Annotated in this window: 17 protein-coding genes; 9 read left to right on the top strand and 8 right to left on the bottom strand. The window is 60.9% G+C overall.

From position 1 onward, the window contains the following. Positions 1 to 142: 142 nt before the first annotated feature. Together BJ928_RS24745 and BJ928_RS24740 are read left to right on the top strand one after the other, a co-directional pair. Positions 143 to 511, top strand: a complete 369-nt coding sequence (locus tag BJ928_RS24745) for an Hpt domain-containing protein (protein ID WP_047633074.1) — start codon at positions 143 to 145, stop codon at positions 509 to 511. A gap of 150 nt (positions 512 to 661) precedes the next feature. Then, positions 662 to 982: a 2Fe-2S iron-sulfur cluster-binding protein gene (locus tag BJ928_RS24740; protein WP_047633076.1), complete on the top strand. Its 321-nt coding sequence runs from the start codon at positions 662 to 664 to the stop codon at positions 980 to 982. A 448-nt stretch (positions 983 to 1430) separates the two neighbouring features. Here the strand turns inward: BJ928_RS24740 and BJ928_RS24735 are convergent, their stop codons facing one another. Then, entirely contained in the window at positions 1431 to 2042 is a 612-nt protein-coding gene (locus tag BJ928_RS24735) for a DUF922 domain-containing protein (RefSeq protein ID WP_047633234.1), read from the bottom strand. Between the two features lie 179 nt (positions 2043 to 2221). Here BJ928_RS24735 and folP point away from each other — a divergent pair, with 179 nt between their 5' ends. The 3 genes from folP to folK all read left to right on the top strand — a co-directional run bounded on the left by folP (position 2222) and on the right by folK (position 3948). Continuing rightward, positions 2222 to 3004: a dihydropteroate synthase gene (gene folP, locus BJ928_RS24730; protein ID WP_245432528.1), complete on the top strand. Its 783-nt coding sequence runs from the start codon at positions 2222 to 2224 to the stop codon at positions 3002 to 3004. 61 nt (positions 3005 to 3065) lie between these two features. Then, positions 3066 to 3437, top strand: a complete 372-nt coding sequence (folB, locus tag BJ928_RS24725) for a dihydroneopterin aldolase (protein ID WP_047633078.1) — start codon at positions 3066 to 3068, stop codon at positions 3435 to 3437. Beyond that, a complete protein-coding gene (folK, locus tag BJ928_RS24720) occupies positions 3421 to 3948 on the top strand; it encodes a 2-amino-4-hydroxy-6-hydroxymethyldihydropteridine diphosphokinase (RefSeq protein ID WP_281024150.1) in 528 nt (175 codons plus the stop codon). The genes folB and folK overlap by 17 nt, the downstream gene beginning before the upstream one ends. 72 nt (positions 3949 to 4020) lie before the next feature. Here the strand turns inward: folK and BJ928_RS24715 are convergent, their stop codons facing one another. From BJ928_RS24715 to BJ928_RS24700, 4 genes are all read right to left on the bottom strand, one after another. Then, positions 4021 to 4572, bottom strand: coding sequence for a hypothetical protein (locus tag BJ928_RS24715; RefSeq protein ID WP_047633081.1), 552 nt, complete (start codon positions 4570 to 4572; stop codon positions 4021 to 4023). A gap of 101 nt (positions 4573 to 4673) precedes the next feature. Continuing rightward, positions 4674 to 5768 (bottom strand): TIGR01620 family protein, encoded by a 1095-nt coding sequence (locus tag BJ928_RS24710; protein ID WP_047633082.1) that lies wholly within the window; start codon positions 5766 to 5768, stop codon positions 4674 to 4676. Beyond that, positions 5765 to 7240, bottom strand: a complete 1476-nt coding sequence (locus BJ928_RS24705; protein ID WP_047633236.1) for a YcjX family protein — start codon at positions 7238 to 7240, stop codon at positions 5765 to 5767. The genes BJ928_RS24710 and BJ928_RS24705 overlap by 4 nt, the downstream gene beginning before the upstream one ends. A 123-nt stretch (positions 7241 to 7363) precedes the next feature. Beyond that, a complete protein-coding gene (locus BJ928_RS24700; RefSeq protein ID WP_047633083.1) occupies positions 7364 to 7855 on the bottom strand; it encodes a histidine phosphatase family protein in 492 nt (163 codons plus the stop codon). Between the two features lie 281 nt (positions 7856 to 8136). Between BJ928_RS24700 and dksA the strand changes: the two genes are divergently transcribed. Then, positions 8137 to 8556, top strand: a complete 420-nt coding sequence (dksA, locus tag BJ928_RS24695; protein WP_047633085.1) for an RNA polymerase-binding protein DksA — start codon at positions 8137 to 8139, stop codon at positions 8554 to 8556. Positions 8557 to 8650: 94 nt separating this feature from the next. Here dksA and BJ928_RS24690 read toward each other — a convergent pair whose 3' ends face one another. After that, complete coding sequence (locus BJ928_RS24690; RefSeq protein ID WP_047633086.1) at positions 8651 to 9595, bottom strand: flagellar biosynthetic protein FliO; 945 nt, start codon at positions 9593 to 9595, stop codon at positions 8651 to 8653. A 287-nt stretch (positions 9596 to 9882) separates the two neighbouring features. Here BJ928_RS24690 and BJ928_RS24685 point away from each other — a divergent pair, with 287 nt between their 5' ends. Continuing rightward, a complete protein-coding gene (locus BJ928_RS24685) occupies positions 9883 to 12501 on the top strand; it encodes a PAS domain-containing sensor histidine kinase (protein WP_047633088.1) in 2619 nt (872 codons plus the stop codon). Positions 12502 to 12715: 214 nt separating this feature from the next. Further along, positions 12716 to 13735, top strand: coding sequence for a tryptophan--tRNA ligase (gene trpS, locus BJ928_RS24680; RefSeq protein ID WP_047633090.1), 1020 nt, complete (start codon positions 12716 to 12718; stop codon positions 13733 to 13735). A gap of 64 nt (positions 13736 to 13799) precedes the next feature. Here trpS and BJ928_RS24675 read toward each other — a convergent pair whose 3' ends face one another. Both BJ928_RS24675 and BJ928_RS24670 read right to left on the bottom strand, forming a co-directional pair. Then, positions 13800 to 14726: a pseudouridine-5'-phosphate glycosidase gene (locus BJ928_RS24675; protein ID WP_047633091.1), complete on the bottom strand. Its 927-nt coding sequence runs from the start codon at positions 14724 to 14726 to the stop codon at positions 13800 to 13802. 46 nt (positions 14727 to 14772) lie between these two features. Then, positions 14773 to 15717 carry a carbohydrate kinase family protein gene (locus BJ928_RS24670; protein WP_047633093.1) on the bottom strand — a complete coding sequence of 315 codons (945 nt, stop codon included), beginning with the start codon at positions 15715 to 15717 and terminating at the stop codon, positions 14773 to 14775. 239 nt (positions 15718 to 15956) lie between these two features. Here BJ928_RS24670 and recA point away from each other — a divergent pair, with 239 nt between their 5' ends. Then, positions 15957 to 17045 carry a recombinase RecA gene (gene recA, locus BJ928_RS24665; protein ID WP_047633095.1) on the top strand — a complete coding sequence of 363 codons (1089 nt, stop codon included), beginning with the start codon at positions 15957 to 15959 and terminating at the stop codon, positions 17043 to 17045. Positions 17046 to 17205: the final 160 nt, after the last annotated feature.

Below are 17205 nucleotides of genomic sequence, written 5' to 3'. Positions count from 1 at the left end.
TGAGCATGTTTAACGCACGTTAACCATGTCCGGAGTTTTCAGCCCTCAATGTGCCAAAATTTAACTCGATGGCCATGTCCGGGCCGCAACTATGCGGCAGATCCCTAAAACAGTCATAGATAAATGACGGGAGCATTGGCACATGGCAGCTTTGAATATCGCGTTTGAATCCCCCGACAATTCGCGAGGTGCTAGCCCTTCGCGGGAGAGGGCGATCGATCTCGTCCATCTCGGCAAGCAGACGATGGGCGACAAGGCGCTGGAAGTCGAGGTCTTGCAGATGTTCGCGAGGCAGGCACGTTCCTGCCTGCAGGAGATCGGCAGCGGCGATCGCAAGCGCGTGGAGGCCGCCTCGCACAAGCTGAAGGGGGCGGCGAGCGCCGTCGGCGCCTTCCGCGTGGCGGATGCGGCCGGCGCGCTCGAAAGCAATGTCGAGGACGCCGCGCGCATGGGGGCAGTCACGACCTGCGTCATCGAGGCCGAAAACTTCATTTTGAAGCTTTCGCGCTGAGCCAGTTCCATTCGAGACTTAAATGACGTGCATCCTTGCGCCGCCAGACGGGTGAAACCGTTTCGGCGGCGCAAATGTTGACTGCCCCAGCGATTTGTTGGAAGTAAAATTCCGATCGTCCTTCATTCAAGCAATTCGGAATTCACCCACATGACCAAATTGACCATCGTCGCCTTCGACGGCACGCGCTTTGACCTCAATGTCGACGAGGGCTCCACCGTGATGGAAAATGCCGTGCGCAACTCCGTTCCGGGCATCGAAGCGGAATGCGGCGGCGCTTGCGCCTGTGCCACCTGTCATGTCTATGTCGATGAGGAATGGACCGAAAGGGTCGGCAGCCCTGAGGCCATGGAAGAAGACATGCTCGATTTCGCCTTCGACGTGCGCCCGAACTCGCGGCTCTCCTGTCAGATCAAGATGAAGAGCGCGCTCGACGGGCTCGTCGTGCATGTGCCGGAACGTCAAGCTTAAGGTCTGGTCTCCGGCGCACGCGCCACAGCTATTTGGTCGGAAAATCCCGCCGAACACCTATCGCCCAAAAAGATGCCCCGCTCAGCTGGTGCAGCGAGCGAGGCGAGGCGGGCGCATCACCACAGGCAAGGGAGGAAACACCTGCGGCTTCAGGACGCGCCAGGAGAACACTTAGCGCATGCTTTGAAAAACAAACCCCAACTGCGCCGAAGAGCGAAAAAACCCGCCAACGCAGGCACTCAAAATCCATTCTTTTGCGACATGCGCCCGGTGTTCTTCGAATCAACCGCTGCGTTTGTCTCTGTAATTGATAGGAAAAACCTATTTCAGATTCTCGTAAAGTTCAAAGAGCGACGAGATCAAACGATTCACAGGATATAGTGACTGATTTCCCACAGTTGGTGTCCGGTCAGCCGTCTTCGAAGTGAGATCGCGGTTTTGCGACGGCCTATTGCCGGCTTCGGTAGTAGAGCAGTCTCTGCATCCGGCTTGTGAAATTGATTGCCTCGATACGGTCGAATCTCGCCTGGTCGGCATCGTGCCGCTCGGTTTCCCGCTCGGTCACTTCGTTGGCCTTTTCCTGAAGCGCGTCGCAATTGCTGGCGGATGGCAACGACAGGATCTGCCTTTCCATCTGCCGCGCGTGCTGGCGGGCGATTTCGACATGCCGATCCTCATGGCGGCGGATATCGGCGGCCAGCGTGTCCCAGATCACGGAAAGCTGCTTGTCGGCACGCCGGCGATCGCGCCAGCGCGGCAGGATGATTTCCGTATCCACTGTGATCTTGACGTCGGAGATACGGCAGCGTCCGTTCATTTGGCTGTAGGTCGCATTGCCGCCGAAGCGGATTTTCGTTGCGCCGGGATGGTGGCTGCTGGAGCCCATCGCCAGGGGACCACGCTGGTTCAGCGCCGCATCGAGCTCGTCGGCGGTATTACCCTTGATGTCGAAATAGGAAATGGACTTGCGGGCGATGACTTCGGCATCAGCCGGACCGGGTATGCAGAACGCGAGCAGTAAGGCGCACGAAAGACTGAACTTTTGGGATGCAAGCGGCATTCGTGTCGCTACCATGTTGAACTTCTTCGAACCTTGCGGCATAGCCACTGTGAGCGCAATATCAAGCGCAAGGTTTTTTCCTTTTCAATGGGATGGGACGGTTCGTGACGGAGCTTCGCAGCCAAATCTGGCATGTCGCGCATGGCCGCAGCGTCGAGGTCGGCGGACAGAGCGTCATCATGGCTATCGTCAATGTGACGCCGGATTCCTTTTCCGATGGCGGACATTATGAAGCCGTCGACGCGGCTGTCGCCCACGCACTGGCTTGTGTCGAGGAGGGAGCCGGCATCATCGATATCGGCGGCGAATCGACCAAGCCAGGTGCCGCCGCCGTCAACGCCAGTGAAGAGCAGGGGCGGGTGCTGCCCGTCATCGAAGCTTTGCGCAACAAGACCGACGCGCTGATCTCGGTCGATACCTATCGCGCCGATACGGCGCGGCTGGCGATCGGGGCCGGCGCACACATCGTCAACGATGTTTTCGGCCTGCAACGCGAACCTGATATTGCTGGCGTGGCGGCACAGACGGGTGCCGGCCTCTGCATCATGCATACCGGCCGTGACAGGCAGAAGCTGCCCGATGTGATCGACGACCAGATTTTCTTTCTCAATCGCTCGCTGGAAATCGCGGCTGCGGCCGGCGTCGACAGGCAGACTATCGTGCTCGACCCGGGTTTTGGCTTTGCCAAGGAAAATGCCGAGGAGAATCTGGAGCTGATGGCGCGTTTCAACGCGCTGCTGCGCTTCGAGTTGCCGCTGCTCGTCGGCACCTCGCGCAAGCGGTTCGTCGGAACGATAACGGGCCGCGATGCGGATGGCCGGGATGTCGGGACTGCGGCAACCAGCGCGATCCTGCGATTGCAGGGGGCTGCGATATTCCGCGTGCACAATGTCGCAATCAACAGGGACGCGCTGGCGGTTGCGGATGCTATTCTCAGGACGCGCGCGAGACTTAAAGGATGATGCTCGAACGCAAGGAGCGGTTTTCGGACCCGATCGCGCCCGTTCGAAACGGAGAGACGCCATGAGCGCTGTGACATATACTATTACTTTGCAGAATTGCGCCTTCTTTGCCCGGCATGGCGTTCACGACGAGGAGGAGTTCCTTGGCCAGCGCTTCTTTGTCGATGCCGAGCTCGATGTGGAGGCCGGCGACGCATTGGAGCGTGATTCGATCGAGGATACCGTCAACTATGGCGTCGCGTTCAGCGTCATCGAGGAAATCGTGACCGGCCGCCGACGCTACCTGATCGAGGCGCTGGCGCTCGACGTCGCCAAGGAGCTTTGCCGTCGTTTTCCGAGTATCCGCCGTGCCAAGATCACGGTGCGAAAGCCCAATGCTCCGGTTCCGGGCGTTCTCGATTATGTGCAGGTGAGCGTTGAGCATTTTGCCTGAAGATGTAGCGGTGCGGGTGACGCTCGGTTTGGGCGGCAATCTGGACAATCCGGCGCACGCCATGGCGCTTGCCCTGCGCACGTTGGACGCGCGCGCCGATTGCCAGGTCGCTTCAGTGTCGCGGCTTTACCGCACGCCGCCCTGGGGCAAGACGGATCAATCCTTCTTCTATAATTCTTGCGCAGCCCTCGATACCACGCTGGCACCGAACGCTTTGCTCGACGTATGCCTCGATATAGAGCGGCAGATGAAGCGGGTGCGGATCGAGCGCTGGGGACCGCGAACGATCGATATCGACCTGCTGACCTACGGAGATCTGCAGCAGAGCGAGCCTTTGCTCACCATTCCGCACCCGAGAATGGTCGAGCGCGGTTTCGTGCTGATGCCGCTTGCCGATTTCGCTGCCAATCTCGTCGTGAGCGGTCGGACTGTCGGCGAGTGGCTGGGAGAGGTCGATGTCGAAGGCATCGAGGTCGCGGATGAGAGCCGCGATTGGTGGCGGACGGCTTGAGCTGAATGATACTAAATAAGAAAGGCCGGCAAAATAGCCGGCCTTGTTATTTGGGAATTGATGGTTCGTAAGTTACTGGATCGATCCGACCGCCATCTGGTCGACATCGGCGCGCTTCAAGGTGACGCCGATAACGGGCACCATCTGTTCGCCGACCTTGACCGAAATGGTGACGTTCATCGACTTGCTGTCGGGAACGCGGGCGATCATGGCGCCGTTGAGCTTCTGGCGGACCAGCCCGAGGACGACAGTGTTGTCGTTGACGGTACCTGATGTCACGTCGAGACCCTTGCCGGCTGCGCCATCCAGGAATTTTCCGCTGTAGGAACCGCCATTCTGCGTGATCTCGGCCGACATCGGCTGTTGGAAGACGCCGACGCGGCAGGTGCCGTCGAGCTTGACGCCGGCATTGCCGCTGTCAGATGGCTTGCCTGTCAGGTTGCAGGTGAATTTCGTGCCCTTGTATTTGCCGGCAACGATTTCGCCGGGACCGCTCCATGTGCCCGAGATCGACTGGAAGAAGGCCTTGTCGCGGGGCGCCGCGTCGGCTGACTGCACCCAGACGCCGGTGGGGATTGCTGCGGCGGCAAGGCTGCTTACAAGAAGAAATCGACGCGAAAACATGGATATTCCCTAGCGAGGCGAAACCGTGAAACTGGTCCTCACTTTTGCCCTAGAATGGTTAATGCTTGGTTTCCGGGGCGCCGAAGTCCCTAATTTGCAGGTCATCGGGCCTGATTGCGGCCGGTGACGTTGGGCGTGAGGTCGCCGGCGAAATCCGTGATGCCCGGCCGCTTGAGCGCCCTGAAGGGGAGCGGCCGGCACAGATCCATCGCCGCAATTCCGATCCTTGCCGTCATCATGCCGTTGACAACGCCTTCGCCGAGACGGGCCGACAACTTCGATGCCAGACCGTGGCCGATCAATTGCTGGATGATGCTGTCGCCGACGGCGATGGAGCCGGTGACGGCGAGATGGGCGATGACGTCGCGCATCAGCCTCATCATGCCGAGCGTGCCGGGTCTGCCGCCATAGAGTTCGGCCATGGCGCGGACCAGTTTCGCCGCTTCATAAAGGACATAGAGGATGTCGACGAGGGCGCGCGGACTGACGGCGGTTACGACCGAAACGCGCTTGGAGGCGCCGAGGATCAGCGCCCGGGCGCTACGGTCCAATGGGCCGAGAAGCTCGCGCTCCGCAAGGTCGATGAGTTGCGGCGCGTCTATGATGTCATCTTCGGCCGCCTTGAGGGTGGCGCGGCCTCTTGCCGTATCAGGATTGGTTTCCAGAATGCCGCAGAGGCGCTTGACCAGAGCTTTGGCGCGGGCCGGCCGGGTCTCGACGATGGCGGCTTCCGCCTCGGCCTTGATGGAATGCACTGCGGCGAGCCGCATCATGCCGGCCGTTTCTCTGATAATGATGGCAAGCACGGCCAGAATGCCGACAGCGACGACGGCAAGCGCGGTATAGCCGAGCCAATCGGCGCGGCTGAACAGGTCGCGGATGAGCTGATCCGTCCAGAGGCCGAAAGCCAACGACACCAGAATGCCAAGCGCGCCGAGCGCCACCTTGCCGAAGGAAAATCCCCTGCGGCGAGGCTTGGCGACGGCGCCTACATCCGAATCGGCGCCAAGCGCCGGATTGATGAACGGATCTTCTGCGTCCGGCGTCAGCACGATGTCCGTATCGAAGCTCTGGGGCCTGCGTATCGCCGGCGGAGCGGCCTTGTCGCTCACCCCTTTTCCGGATGCTTCCGGTTCCAGCGTGAAGGCGGCGGGGCGGCGGTTGCCGTTCGGCTCGTTTTCGGTCGATTTCGTCATGCGAGACGGTCTCCGAACAGGAACTGCATGGCGCGGTCGAGGCGGATATGCGGCACCGAAAGCTTGATGCCTTCACCGGTTTCGTCCAGTTCCGGCGGGCGGAACCGCACGACATTCACCTCGGGCAGATGGACCTTTGCTCCAGTCGATTCAAGGGCTTCGAACAGCCAGCGGGGATTTTCCGGGAGATCGCCGGGGAAGATCGCCGTCTTGCGATTGCCGTCAAAAGTCTCTCCGCCAATGGTTTCGTTGTTCATCGGCGTCCCGACGATGACGGGAAGCGTCTGACCGTCGCGGGTCACGGTCGCCTCGCGGGTCGCGCGCACAGAGGCGATGGCCATGACGTCGATGCCGGCGCCCGCCATGCCGATGCGCTCTACGGCGCGGTCGACAAGGCGGCGCGTCAGCGCCTCCAGCCGGTCATGGCTTTCGTGATGGAGATGGTCGGCCTTCGTCGCGGCGACGAGCACGCGATCGATGCGCCGCCCGAGCAGCGAGGACAGGAGCGAGTTCGTGCCGGGGCGGAAGCAGGCGAGCACATCCGTCAGCGCCCGTTCGAGATCCTGCACCGCTTCGGGGCCGCGATTGATGGCCTGGAGGGCGTCGACCAGAACGATCTGCCGGTCGAGGCGGGCGAAATGTTCGCGGAAGAAGGGTTTGACGACGACAGCCTTATAGGCCTCGTAACGCCGCTCCATCATTGCCCACAACGACCCTTTGGGCGCACTGCCTTCCGGCGGCAGCTTCAGCGGCGCGAAGGTGAGGGCGGGCGAACCGTCGAGATCGCCGGGCAGGAGGAAACGACCGGGCGGCAGTGTCGAGAGCGAGCGCTCGTCGGATTTGCAGGCTTTCAGATAGTCGGCAAAGGCCGTGGCGAGATCGCGCGCCTTCATTTCGTCCGCGGTTTGAGCGATATCGGCCTCTTCGGTCATGGCAAGCCAGTGACGCGACAGCTCGGCACGAATGCCGGTCTTCGCCAGCGCCAGGGTTTCGTCGCTGAAGGTGCGGAAATCCTTGGCAAGCAGCGGCAGATCCAGCAACCATTCTCCGGGGTAATCGACGATATCGATGGAAAGGCGTCCGGGTGAAAATAGGCGATTCCAGCCGCTGGCGCTCTGATAATCCAGCGTGATGCGCAGTTCGGAGATCGCCCGCGTCGAATCCGGCCAGGTGCGGTCTTTGACCAGTGCGCGGATATGATCCTCATATTGAAAGCGCGGCACCGCGTCATCCGGCTGCTGCTCCAGGCGAACGGCGGAAACGCGACCGGATTGCACCGGCTCGAACAGCGGCAGGCGGCCGCCATTCAGGAGATTATGCACCAGCGAGGAGATGAAGACGGTCTTGCCCGAACGGGAGAGCCCGGTAACGCCAAGACGAACTGTCGGATTGACGAGGCCGGCGGCGCGATCGGCAAGGTTGTCAAGGGCGATGAGGGCGTCGTCGGTAAAAGAGGTCAGGCTTGGGGGCAAGGCGAGGTCCCTGGATGACAGCGTGACCGTGAATATAGGGATGGAAGCTTGCGCCGAAAAGATGAGCGGATATGCGTCGACAATCACCCGCTGGAATCCCTGCCACCCCTATCGGCGAAGTCTCTACTCGGTGACGAAGTCGGTCAGCGCCCAGCCGGACGGAGTTGCGTCGACAACGGCAAGGCCGGCTGTCGGGAAGCCATTGGGGAGAGCATCGGCGAAAGCTTCGTGTCCGATCAGTGCGGCGAGCGTCAACTCGATGATCGGATTGTGTGCGACCAGCATGACCGAATTCTGATCGGTCTGCGCCGAGATGAGCGACAGGTAGATATCCGGCGTGCCGTTATAGAGTGCATCGACGAAGCGGAATTCCGTCGAGGGCGTGACGACGCGGCGCATGGCTTCGGCGGTCTGACGGCAACGCAAGGCGGTGGATGAGATGACGAGGTCCGGCTTGTAACCTTTGTCGACCGCTTCTTCCGCAACAATTTCGGCGGCAGCATAGCCGTTGTCACTCAAGGGACGGTCGAAATCCTTCTGTCCGGGCGCCGCCTGTTGGGCTGCGGCATGGCGCAGAAGATAGATCCTGGAGGGCGGCGGCGAAATGCTGGTCATGGCAAGATTCCGAGGCTCGATTTTACCAATGAGGTAGCGTCTGTTCGCACGTGCCGTCAACTGCGGCGCGATCAGTCTAAAGGCGAAAAGACTGCCCCTCACGGGAAGGTTACAAGCGAGGCGATTCCGGCTCGCGGGGAAGAAGTGATGAAAAAATAGACCCTTAGCCGAATTTTATGACAAATTTAAAAATCAGTTGACAGCGTCTATTTGGCTTGAATCGGTACTATTGGTTGGGATATACACCCCAGCCATATGAGATGTTCTTCAGGAGAATCGCGTTGAGTGAGAAGATCGATCTTAGCAATTATGTGCCCTCGGAAGACGAGGACTTCATGAATCTGAACCAGCGGGCTTATTTTCGAGCGAAGCTGGTAGCATGGAAAAACGATATCCTTAGAGAAGCGCGCGAAACCCTGGATCATCTGGCAGAAGAAAGCGCAAACCATCCCGATCTCGCCGATCGGGCTTCCTCGGAAACAGACAGAGCCATCGAACTTCGGGCTCGCGACCGCCAGCGTAAACTCATTTCCAAGATCGATGCCGCATTGCAGCGTATTGAAGATGGTACTTACGGCTATTGCGAGGAAACCGGCGAGCCGATCGGCCTGAAGCGTCTGGACGCTCGTCCGATCGCCACGTTGTCGATTGAAGCTCAGGAACGTCATGAGCGTCGTGAAAAGGTTTATCGCGACGAGTGATTAAGGGTTCGGTTTCGACCGGACATAAGAAATAAAGGCACGACGGGGATCTCCGTCGTGCCTTTTTTGATTCCTGCGTATGCATGGTCGCGCTCTATTTGTCGCGGCTCACGCTCATTTCGCCGAAGATGCGCGCAACTTCCTTCTGAAGAGCGCTGTCGGTTCCCGTCAGGGGCGCAAGTTCGGGTTCGACGCGCTTTGCCGGGTTCGAGACCTGCGATGGCGATGGTGCCGCACTCGGTTGCTGCTGCACCTGTCGCGGCGGCGGTGCATTCGGAATGATCCGTTCGGCGGTCAGATTCTTCGACATTTCGGCTTCCAGCACGCGCTGGAAATCATTGTTGGGTTCGGCGGCGGGTGCCGGTGCCGGTGCGAAAGTGGGCTCGACTGGCGTCGGGCGCGCAGGAGCGGGCTGCTGTGGGAGGACTACATGGCGGGCCGCGTCCAATATGTCGGCAGCTTCGGCCTCGGTGATTGGAGGAGCGGGTTGCGGGGCCGGTTGCGGCGGCTTGGCGGCAGCGGGTTGCGAGCGTTCGGCCACGCGCGGCACTGGAGCCGGCTCCGGCACGGGTGCAGGGGCAAGGCTGGGTTCGTTGCGCAGATAGGCTTCGATCTTCTCTTCGGCGGATTGCCGCCGCTGCGGCAGCGCTGCGGGCGGCGCTTCCAATTCTGCCGTCTTCTGCAGCTTCGGTTGCCGGTCCTCATATGCCACGGGGATCTCGACCGGAGTCGGTGCGGTGCCAACCCGGCTGGAATCGGAAATGCCGGTTTCGATGACGATATCGGTCGGACCACCGATCATGATCAGGTGCTCGATCCCGTCGCGCCGGACGAGCACGAGCCGGCGACGGGCGTCGACGGCGGCGGCATCCAGCACCTGCAGGCGTTGTTGGCGGCTCTTGCCGCCGCGCACGAAGGGAGAGGGTGCGCGGCTGCGCATGATCCAGAGAATGCCGATCAGAACGAGCAGGGCAATGCCAACCCCGCCGGCTGCGAGAAAGAAGCGGCTGCCATAGGCTCCGGCGATATCGTCCAACATGTCGAGATACTCCGTAATTGTCCTCGATGTTACGGCCTAAACGCAACTGAGGCGGGCAATGCTTTGACCATGACCCTTCTATACGGCGATCATATGAACAGGATTGTGCCGGAGACAAGATGCGATTGTGGCCTGTCGTGCTCTATTGCTTGTGAATTCAAGCCTTTCTGGCCCGGCAAAGCTTTTTGCCGATGACGCAAATTGATAAAGAAGATTCGAAAGGTCCGACTCCGGCGACCCCAACGTGTATGACATGTCGCGAGGAGAACGGCTGATACGAGGGGTTTATGACGAAGCAGCGTCCGTCCGACGAGTATAGCGTGCCGCTGGTGGATCGCGGAGTTCGTTCGGGAACTGTGCTGCGCATTATTCTGCTTGCGCTCGTTCTCGTGGCCGTCGCAGCCGCCTTTGTCGTCTTCAAGAGCCAGCTCGACAATGAAGCCGTTCTCGGCGGCCTCGGCATCCTTGCGATGGTGGGCATCTTCTTTCTCGTGTCCTCCATCATCGGCTTCGTCGAGGTGATGCCGCAGCCGCAGTCTGACAGCCTGGCGCGCTCCTTCCTCAACAGCCACCCCGACGGAACGCTGATCACCGACGAGAAGGGGCGGATCGTTTACGCCAATGCCGCATATGGCCGGCTGACCGGCGCGACCAAGGCGACGGAAGTGCAGTCGCTGGAGATGCTGCTGTCGCGAAACCGCGAATCCAACGAAGCGCTCTATCGTCTTGCCAATGGTCTGCGTGATGGCAAGGAGGGGTCGGAGGAGTTTCGTCTGCTGAAGCCGCTCGGTCCCTTGGACGGGAGCGGCAACGGCGCGCACTGGTATCGGCTGAAGGCACGCGTGCTGCCGCCGGAACAGAGCGGCGGCAAGGTGCTGCACATCTGGCAGGTGACCGACATCACCTCCGAGCGCGACGATCAGGAGCGCTTCTTCAAGGAATTGCAGAACGCGATCGACTATCTCGACCACGCCCCGGCCGGCTTCTTCTCTGCCGGCCGCAAGGGCGAGATCTTTTATCTCAATGCCACACTTGCGGAATGGCTTGGTTTCGACCTGACGAAGTTCGTGCCGGGTTCGATGACGATCGGCGATTTGGTGGCCGGCGAGGGGCTGGCGCTCGTTCAGTCCGTTCAGGCTGAGCCCGGTTTGAAAAAGACCGTCACGCTCGATCTCGATCTTCGCCGCTCCAACGGCCAGAGCCTGCCGGTCCAGATCGTCCACAGCGTCACATCGATGCGCGACGGCGCTCCCGGCGAGAGCCGTAGCATCGTGCTGACCCGGCAAAACGGCGCGGGCACCGAGCAATCGGCTTCGGCAGCGGCGATGCGCTTCAGCCGGTTCTTCAACAATACGCCGATGGCGATCGCGTCCGTCGATGGCAACGGCCGCATTCTGCGAACGAATGCGCCATTCCTGAAGCTTTTCTCGGAGCTGGTGTCGCGAGACGATATCGAGCGCGGCGCTGCCTTGGAGACCATCGTCAATGAAAGCGACCGGGCACGGCTGCATCAGGCTTTGGCGGCCGCCAAGGACAGGCAAGGCGACATTCCGCCGATCGACTCCCGCAATCCGAAGGACGATGCGCGGCATTTCCGTTTCTATGTCAACGCTGTCATCGATCAGACCGACGAGGCGCCAGAAGAGGCGGCCATCGTCTATGCCGTCGAGGTGACCGAGCAGAAGGCACTCGAAACGCAGATGGCGCAGACGCAGAAGCTCAATGCTGTCGGCACGCTCGCGGGCGGTATCGCTCATGATTTCAACAATGTGCTGACCGCGATCCTCCTGTCTTCGGACCATCTGCTGCTGCAGGCGCGGCCCTCCGATGCCAGCTTTGCCGATCTGATGGAAATCAAGCGCAATGCCAATCGCGCCGCCGTGCTGGTGCGGCAGCTGCTAGCCTTCTCGCGCAAGCAGACCATGCGCCCGTCGATCCTCAATCTCACCGACGTCATCGGCGATCTGCGCATGCTGGTGGACAGACTGCTGTCGGGCACGCATGTCAAGCTCGACGTCGACTACGGTCGTGATCTCTGGCCTGTGAAGACCGACCTCTCGCAGTTCGAGCAGGTCCTGATCAATCTTTGCGTCAACGCTCGCGACGCCATGCCCGGCGGCGGCACGCTGACGCTGCGGACCCGCAATCTTCTTGCGACCGATGTCAGCGCCTTCAATTATCCGTATCTGCCGCATGAGGACATGGTTCTGATCGAAGTCAGCGATACCGGCACCGGTATTGCGCCCGAGATCATGGACAAGATTTTCGAGCCCTTCTTCACGACGAAGGAAGTGGGCAAGGGCACCGGCCTCGGCCTTGCCATGGTTTACGGCATCATCAAGCAGTCGGGCGGTTACATTCAGCCGGAATCGGAGGTGGGCAAGGGAACGACGTTCCGCATCTTCCTGCCGCGGCACATCGTCGAAATGCCTGCAGTGGCGGAAGCGAAGACACCGGAAGGCCGCGATGTCGCCGCCATGGATCAGAGCGTTGCGGCGGTCGCTGCCGCCGAAGAGCCGGCCGATCTGACCGGCAAGTCCGCAGTCGTCCTGCTTGTCGAGGATGAAGAGGCGGTGCGGCGCGGCGGCAAACGGATGCTGGAGACGCGAGGCTATACCGTTTACGAGGCCGGCTCTGGCGTCGAGGCGCTCGACATCATGGACGAGCTCGACGGGCAGGTCGATGTCGTCGTGTCCGACGTCGTCATGCCTGAAATGGACGGGCCGTCGCTGCTGCGCGAATTGCGCAAGAAGTATCCGGATATGAAGTTCATCTTCGTCTCCGGTTATGCCGAGGACGCCTTTGCCCGCAACCTGCCGGCGGATGCGCAGTTCGGCTTCCTGCCCAAGCCGTTCTCGCTGAAGCAGCTTGCCGTCGTCGTGCGTGAGACGCTGGACAAGAACTGAACGAGAAGCGGCCGTTGCCGATGACGGCACAAAGATGTTATCAGCCTGCGCATGATCGACTTTGCAAAGTCCATTTGCCAAATGTGGTGGCGCTCCTTCTAGGAGCGGCAGTCGTCATGTCTTGAAATCGACCCTGCCGCCGTGATCCGGCAGGCATTGGTCTATTTCCGTTTTCCCTTCCCGATCGCGGCGGCTCCATTTGCGGAGCAACGAAATGTTTTCCCCTACCGATACCCGTCCTGTCATCCTGACGGGCGACCGGACCACCGGCCCACTTCATCTCGGCCATTATGCCGGCTCGCTGAAAAGCCGTGTCGCGCTTCAGCACAGCCATCGGCAATTCCTGCTGCTGGCGGATACCCAGGCGCTGACCGACAATGCCGGCGATCCCGAAAAGGTCCGACGCAATGTTCTCGAAGTCGCCACCGATTATCTCGCTGTCGGCATCGATCCGGCGCTGACGACGATTTGCCTTCAATCCGCGCTGCCGGCACTGGCGGAACTGACGCTGTTCTACCTGAATTTCGTGACCGTCAGCCGTCTGGAGCGCAATCCGACGATCAAGACCGAAATCCAGCTGCGCGGTTTCGAACGAGACGTGCCGGCCGGTTTTCTCTGCTATCCGGTGGCGCAAGCGGCCGACATCACCGCCTTCAAGGCGACGGTGGTTCCGGTGGGCGAGGATCAAGCGCCGTTGATCGAGCAGACGAATGAGATCGTTCGCCGCCTCAACCGGCAGATCGGACACGATGTTCTTGTAGAGGCCGCAGCCCTGGTGCCGAGGGTCGGCCGTCTGCCCGGTGTCGACGGCAAGGCGAAGATGAGCAAATCCCAGGGCAACGCCATCCCGCTTTCCGCCTCGGCCGATGAAATAAGGGATGCGGTGCGGCGCATGTATACCGACCCGGATCACCTGCGCGTCAACGATCCGGGGAAAGTCGAAGGAAATGTCGTCTTCACCTATCTCGATGCCTTCTGCGAGGACCAGCAATTGGTTGATGACGCGAAGGCGCATTATCGTCGCGGGGGGCTTGGCGACGTCACCCTGAAGAGACATCTGGAGGACGCCCTGCAGGCGCTGCTTGCCCCGATCCGGCAGCGCCGCGCCCGCTATGCCGCCGAGCCGGACTATGTCCTTGGGATCGTGCGTGAAGGAACGCGCAAGGCGAGGGAGCGGACGGAGGCCACGCTTGCCGAACTGCGGGCGGCGCTGGGTCTGTTCGTCCTCTCCTGAAACGAAAAGAGCGGTCGGGCGATTTTTCGATCGCCCGACCGCTCCCGCATGATTGCAGCTCTAGTTATTCCGCCAGAGCGACGGCGATTTCGGCGGCCAGGCGCGCGTTGTTTTCGACCAGCGCGATGTTGGTCTTGAGGCTGCGGCCGTCGGTGATGTCGAAGATCGTGCTGAGCAGATAGGGCGTGACCGCCTTGCCGGTGATCTCATCCCGCTCGGCGCTGTCGAGGGCCCGTTCGATGTAGATTTCCATCTCTTCGCGCGGGATCTCGTCAGCTTCCGGAACCGGATTGGCGATCAGCATGCCGCCGTCGATGCCGAGCTGTTCGCGCGTCGTCTGGAAGTTGGCGATGGCTGCCGGGCTGTTCAGCGTCAGCGGGCTCTTCAGGCCCGACGAGCGCGACCAGAAAGCCGGGAATTCAGTGCTGTCGTAGGTCACCACCGGAACGCCGCGGGTTTCCAGCACTTCGAGCGTCTTCGGAATGTCGAGGATCGCCTTGGCGCCGGCGCAGACGACGATGACGCCGGTGCGGGACAGTTCTTCAAGGTCAGCGGAAATATCGAAGCTCTCTTCGGCGCCGCGATGCACGCCGCCAATGCCGCCGGTGGCGAAAACCTTGATGCCGGCGCGGGCCGCCGCGATCATCGTTGCGGCAACCGTGGTCGCACCTGTGCGGCGCTCTGCGATCGCGAAGGCGATATCGGCGCGCGAAACCTTCATCGCGCCTTCCGTCTTGGCAAGCGCTTCCAGCTCTTCCGGCTCAAGGCCGATATGCAGCGTGCCGTGGATAACGGCGATCGTTGCGGGCACTGCGCCTTCCTGCCGGATGATCGCCTCAACGCTGCGAGCCATCTCGATATTGCCGGGATAGGGCATGCCGTGGGTGATGATGGTCGATTCCAGGGCGACGATCGGTGCGCCGCGCAGCTTGGCGGCAGCGACTTCCTTCGAATAGGAGATCGGGAGCAGGGGCGAGATAGGCTGGGTCATTGTCGTTTCCAATTCACTGAAACAGTATACGCGTTTTGAACAGGCTTCATGACAGAATTTCGGCCCTGGGAACAAGGGCCAAGGTCGCCTTTAGCAGCTCGGGTGAAAGATTTTCTGCCGTTGCGAAGGGGGATTGAACGGTGATTGCCGCCGCCGCCGCGCCATGGCGGACGGCTTCGGCGAGATCATGACCGGAAAGCAGAGCCGAGAGAACGCCCGATGCAAGCGAATCTCCCGCCCCGGTGACATCGGCGACATCGTCGACGATGGGTGGCTGCAGGCCGACGACCGCGTTGGGCGAGAACGCGATCAGCGCGCGCTTGCCGCGGGTGATCACGCCGTTGCGCAGGCCGAGAGCACGCAGTGCGGCCACCCATTCGCGCGGATCGTCCGGACGGATTTCGGTCAGTGCCGCAGCCTCCGCCTCATTGAGGAACAGGTGGTCGATGCCGGCAAGGCTTGGCTTCAGCCGCACGACCTTGGCGGGCGAAATGGCGATTGCCGCGACTGGCTTGCCGCAAAAGCCAGCCCTTGCCGCAATCGTCGCCAGGGTTTCCGCCGGCAGATTGGCGTCGCAGAGGACGAGGTCAGTCTCCTCGAAGGCGTCGCGGACGGCGCGAATCGCCAGACGCCTCGGAACGAAGAGCTTGTAGAGCTCCATGTCGGCGAGCGCGATGACGAGGTTGCCGTCATTCTCGAGGATCGCCGTATAGCTCGGCGTCTTGCGATCGAGGAAGACGAAGGGTTTGTCGTCGATGCCGGCGTGGCTCGCGGCTTCCGCCACCATCTCGCCCGAGGGATCGCCGCCGCGGGGCGAGATCAGCTTTACGTCGAAGCCCAGGCGGGCAAGATTTCGGGCCGCATTGAAGCCGCCGCCGCCGGGCTCCTCGAACCATGCGCCGGGATTGCTGGCGCCGGGCGCCGTCTCGCCGAAGATGCGGCCACGCCGATCGATATGGGCGCCGCCGAGAACGAGAATCTTTTTCGCCATATGGTTATCCTCAGCAGTCGAAGAGGCGAATCGAGCGGCTCGATCCCGTGCCCGCACTCATCGTCCCGGACGTGTAAGTGTCTGGGAAGAAACAAGAAAACAAAAGTAGAACGGAACTCATTTTACCTTTTTCTTTCAATCGCTTGTTGTGCTCTTGCGATAAGAGAACAAATAGAGTACAGAATTCTCATCGGCGGCGACATTGCTAGAGCGGCTTCAATAACCTAAAGGTGGATCGAATGTCTCAGAATTCTTTGCGGCTTGTAGAGGACAAATCGGTGGATAAAAGCAAGGCACTTGAAGCGGCACTCTCTCAAATTGAGCGGTCGTTCGGCAAGGGCTCGATCATGAAGCTCGGCTCTAACGAGAACGTGGTCGAAATCGAAACGGTTTCCACTGGCTCTCTGAGCCTCGATATCGCTCTCGGCATCGGCGGCTTGCCGAAGGGGCGCATCATCGAAATTTACGGGCCGGAAAGTTCGGGTAAGACGACGCTGGCGCTGCAGACCATCGCTGAGGCACAGAAGAAGGGCGGCATCTGCGCTTTCGTGGACGCGGAACATGCGCTTGATCCGGTCTATGCCCGCAAGCTCGGCGTCGACCTGCAGAACCTGCTGATCTCGCAGCCGGATACCGGCGAGCAGGCGCTTGAAATCACCGATACGCTGGTTCGTTCCGGCGCGATCGACGTTCTCGTCGTCGACTCCGTTGCGGCCCTGACGCCGCGCGCCGAAATCGAAGGCGAAATGGGCGACAGCCTGCCGGGTCTTCAGGCCCGACTGATGAGCCAGGCGCTGCGCAAGCTCACGGCTTCGATCTCGAAGTCCAACTGCATGGTGATCTTCATCAACCAGATCCGCATGAAGATCGGCGTCATGTTCGGCTCGCCGGAAACGACGACCGGCGGTAACGCGCTGAAGTTCTACGCCTCGGTTCGCCTCGACATCCGCCGTATCGGCGCCGTCAAGGAGCGCGAGGAGGTGATCGGCAACCAGACCCGCGTCAAGGTCGTCAAGAACAAGATGGCGCCTCCCTTCAAGCAGGTCGAATTCGACATCATGTATGGCGAGGGCGTTTCCAAGACCGGCGAGCTGGTCGATCTCGGCGTCAAGGCCGGCATCGTCGAAAAGTCGGGCGCCTGGTTCTCCTACAACAGCCAGCGTCTCGGCCAGGGTCGCGAGAACGCGAAAATCTTCCTGCGCGACAATCCGGATCTCTCCCGGGAGATCGAGCTGTCGCTGCGCCAGAATGCCGGCCTCATCGCCGACCGCTTCCTGCAGAATGGCGGTCCCGATTCCGGCGACGATGGCGACGCTTCCGGCGAATAAGGATTTTCGGGAGCAATTCCCGACTTGATACGAATTGAATGCTTGAACCGGCCGTATTGTCCAAGGGATGTGCGGCCGGTTTTGTTCGTGCGGCTGGACAGCGCCGGGAGCGAACGATAAAAGCCTCTGACTTTGACGCAAGTTGCTGACGGCAGTACTG

The sequence above is a fragment of the Rhizobium sp. WW_1 genome (assembly GCF_003610155.1).
Classification (GTDB): Bacteria; Pseudomonadota; Alphaproteobacteria; order Rhizobiales; family Rhizobiaceae; genus Rhizobium; species Rhizobium tropici_A.
This window is presented reverse-complemented; position numbering and strand designations above follow the sequence as displayed.

What these genes read in the sequence shown, in the direction of transcription:
- BJ928_RS24675 (WP_047633091.1), bottom strand. Translation starts at nt 14,726, where the DNA reads ATGACCCAGCCTATCTCGCCCCTGCTCCCGATCTCCTATTCGAAGGAA.
- BJ928_RS24715 (WP_047633081.1), bottom strand. Translation starts at nt 4,572, where the DNA reads ATGTTTTCGCGTCGATTTCTTCTTGTAAGCAGCCTTGCCGCCGCAGCA.
- BJ928_RS24740 (WP_047633076.1), top strand. Translation starts at nt 662, where the DNA reads ATGACCAAATTGACCATCGTCGCCTTCGACGGCACGCGCTTTGACCTC.
- trpS (WP_047633090.1), top strand. Translation starts at nt 12,716, where the DNA reads ATGTTTTCCCCTACCGATACCCGTCCTGTCATCCTGACGGGCGACCGG.
- folP (WP_245432528.1), top strand. Translation starts at nt 2,222, where the DNA reads ATGGCTATCGTCAATGTGACGCCGGATTCCTTTTCCGATGGCGGACAT.
- BJ928_RS24670 (WP_047633093.1), bottom strand. Translation starts at nt 15,717, where the DNA reads ATGGCGAAAAAGATTCTCGTTCTCGGCGGCGCCCATATCGATCGGCGT.
- BJ928_RS24710 (WP_047633082.1), bottom strand. Translation starts at nt 5,768, where the DNA reads ATGACGAAATCGACCGAAAACGAGCCGAACGGCAACCGCCGCCCCGCC.
- folB (WP_047633078.1), top strand. Translation starts at nt 3,066, where the DNA reads ATGAGCGCTGTGACATATACTATTACTTTGCAGAATTGCGCCTTCTTT.
- BJ928_RS24690 (WP_047633086.1), bottom strand. Translation starts at nt 9,595, where the DNA reads ATGTTGGACGATATCGCCGGAGCCTATGGCAGCCGCTTCTTTCTCGCA.
- BJ928_RS24735 (WP_047633234.1), bottom strand. Translation starts at nt 2,042, where the DNA reads ATGCCGCTTGCATCCCAAAAGTTCAGTCTTTCGTGCGCCTTACTGCTC.
- recA (WP_047633095.1), top strand. Translation starts at nt 15,957, where the DNA reads ATGTCTCAGAATTCTTTGCGGCTTGTAGAGGACAAATCGGTGGATAAA.
- BJ928_RS24745 (WP_047633074.1), top strand. Translation starts at nt 143, where the DNA reads ATGGCAGCTTTGAATATCGCGTTTGAATCCCCCGACAATTCGCGAGGT.
- BJ928_RS24700 (WP_047633083.1), bottom strand. Translation starts at nt 7,855, where the DNA reads ATGACCAGCATTTCGCCGCCGCCCTCCAGGATCTATCTTCTGCGCCAT.
- BJ928_RS24685 (WP_047633088.1), top strand. Translation starts at nt 9,883, where the DNA reads ATGACGAAGCAGCGTCCGTCCGACGAGTATAGCGTGCCGCTGGTGGAT.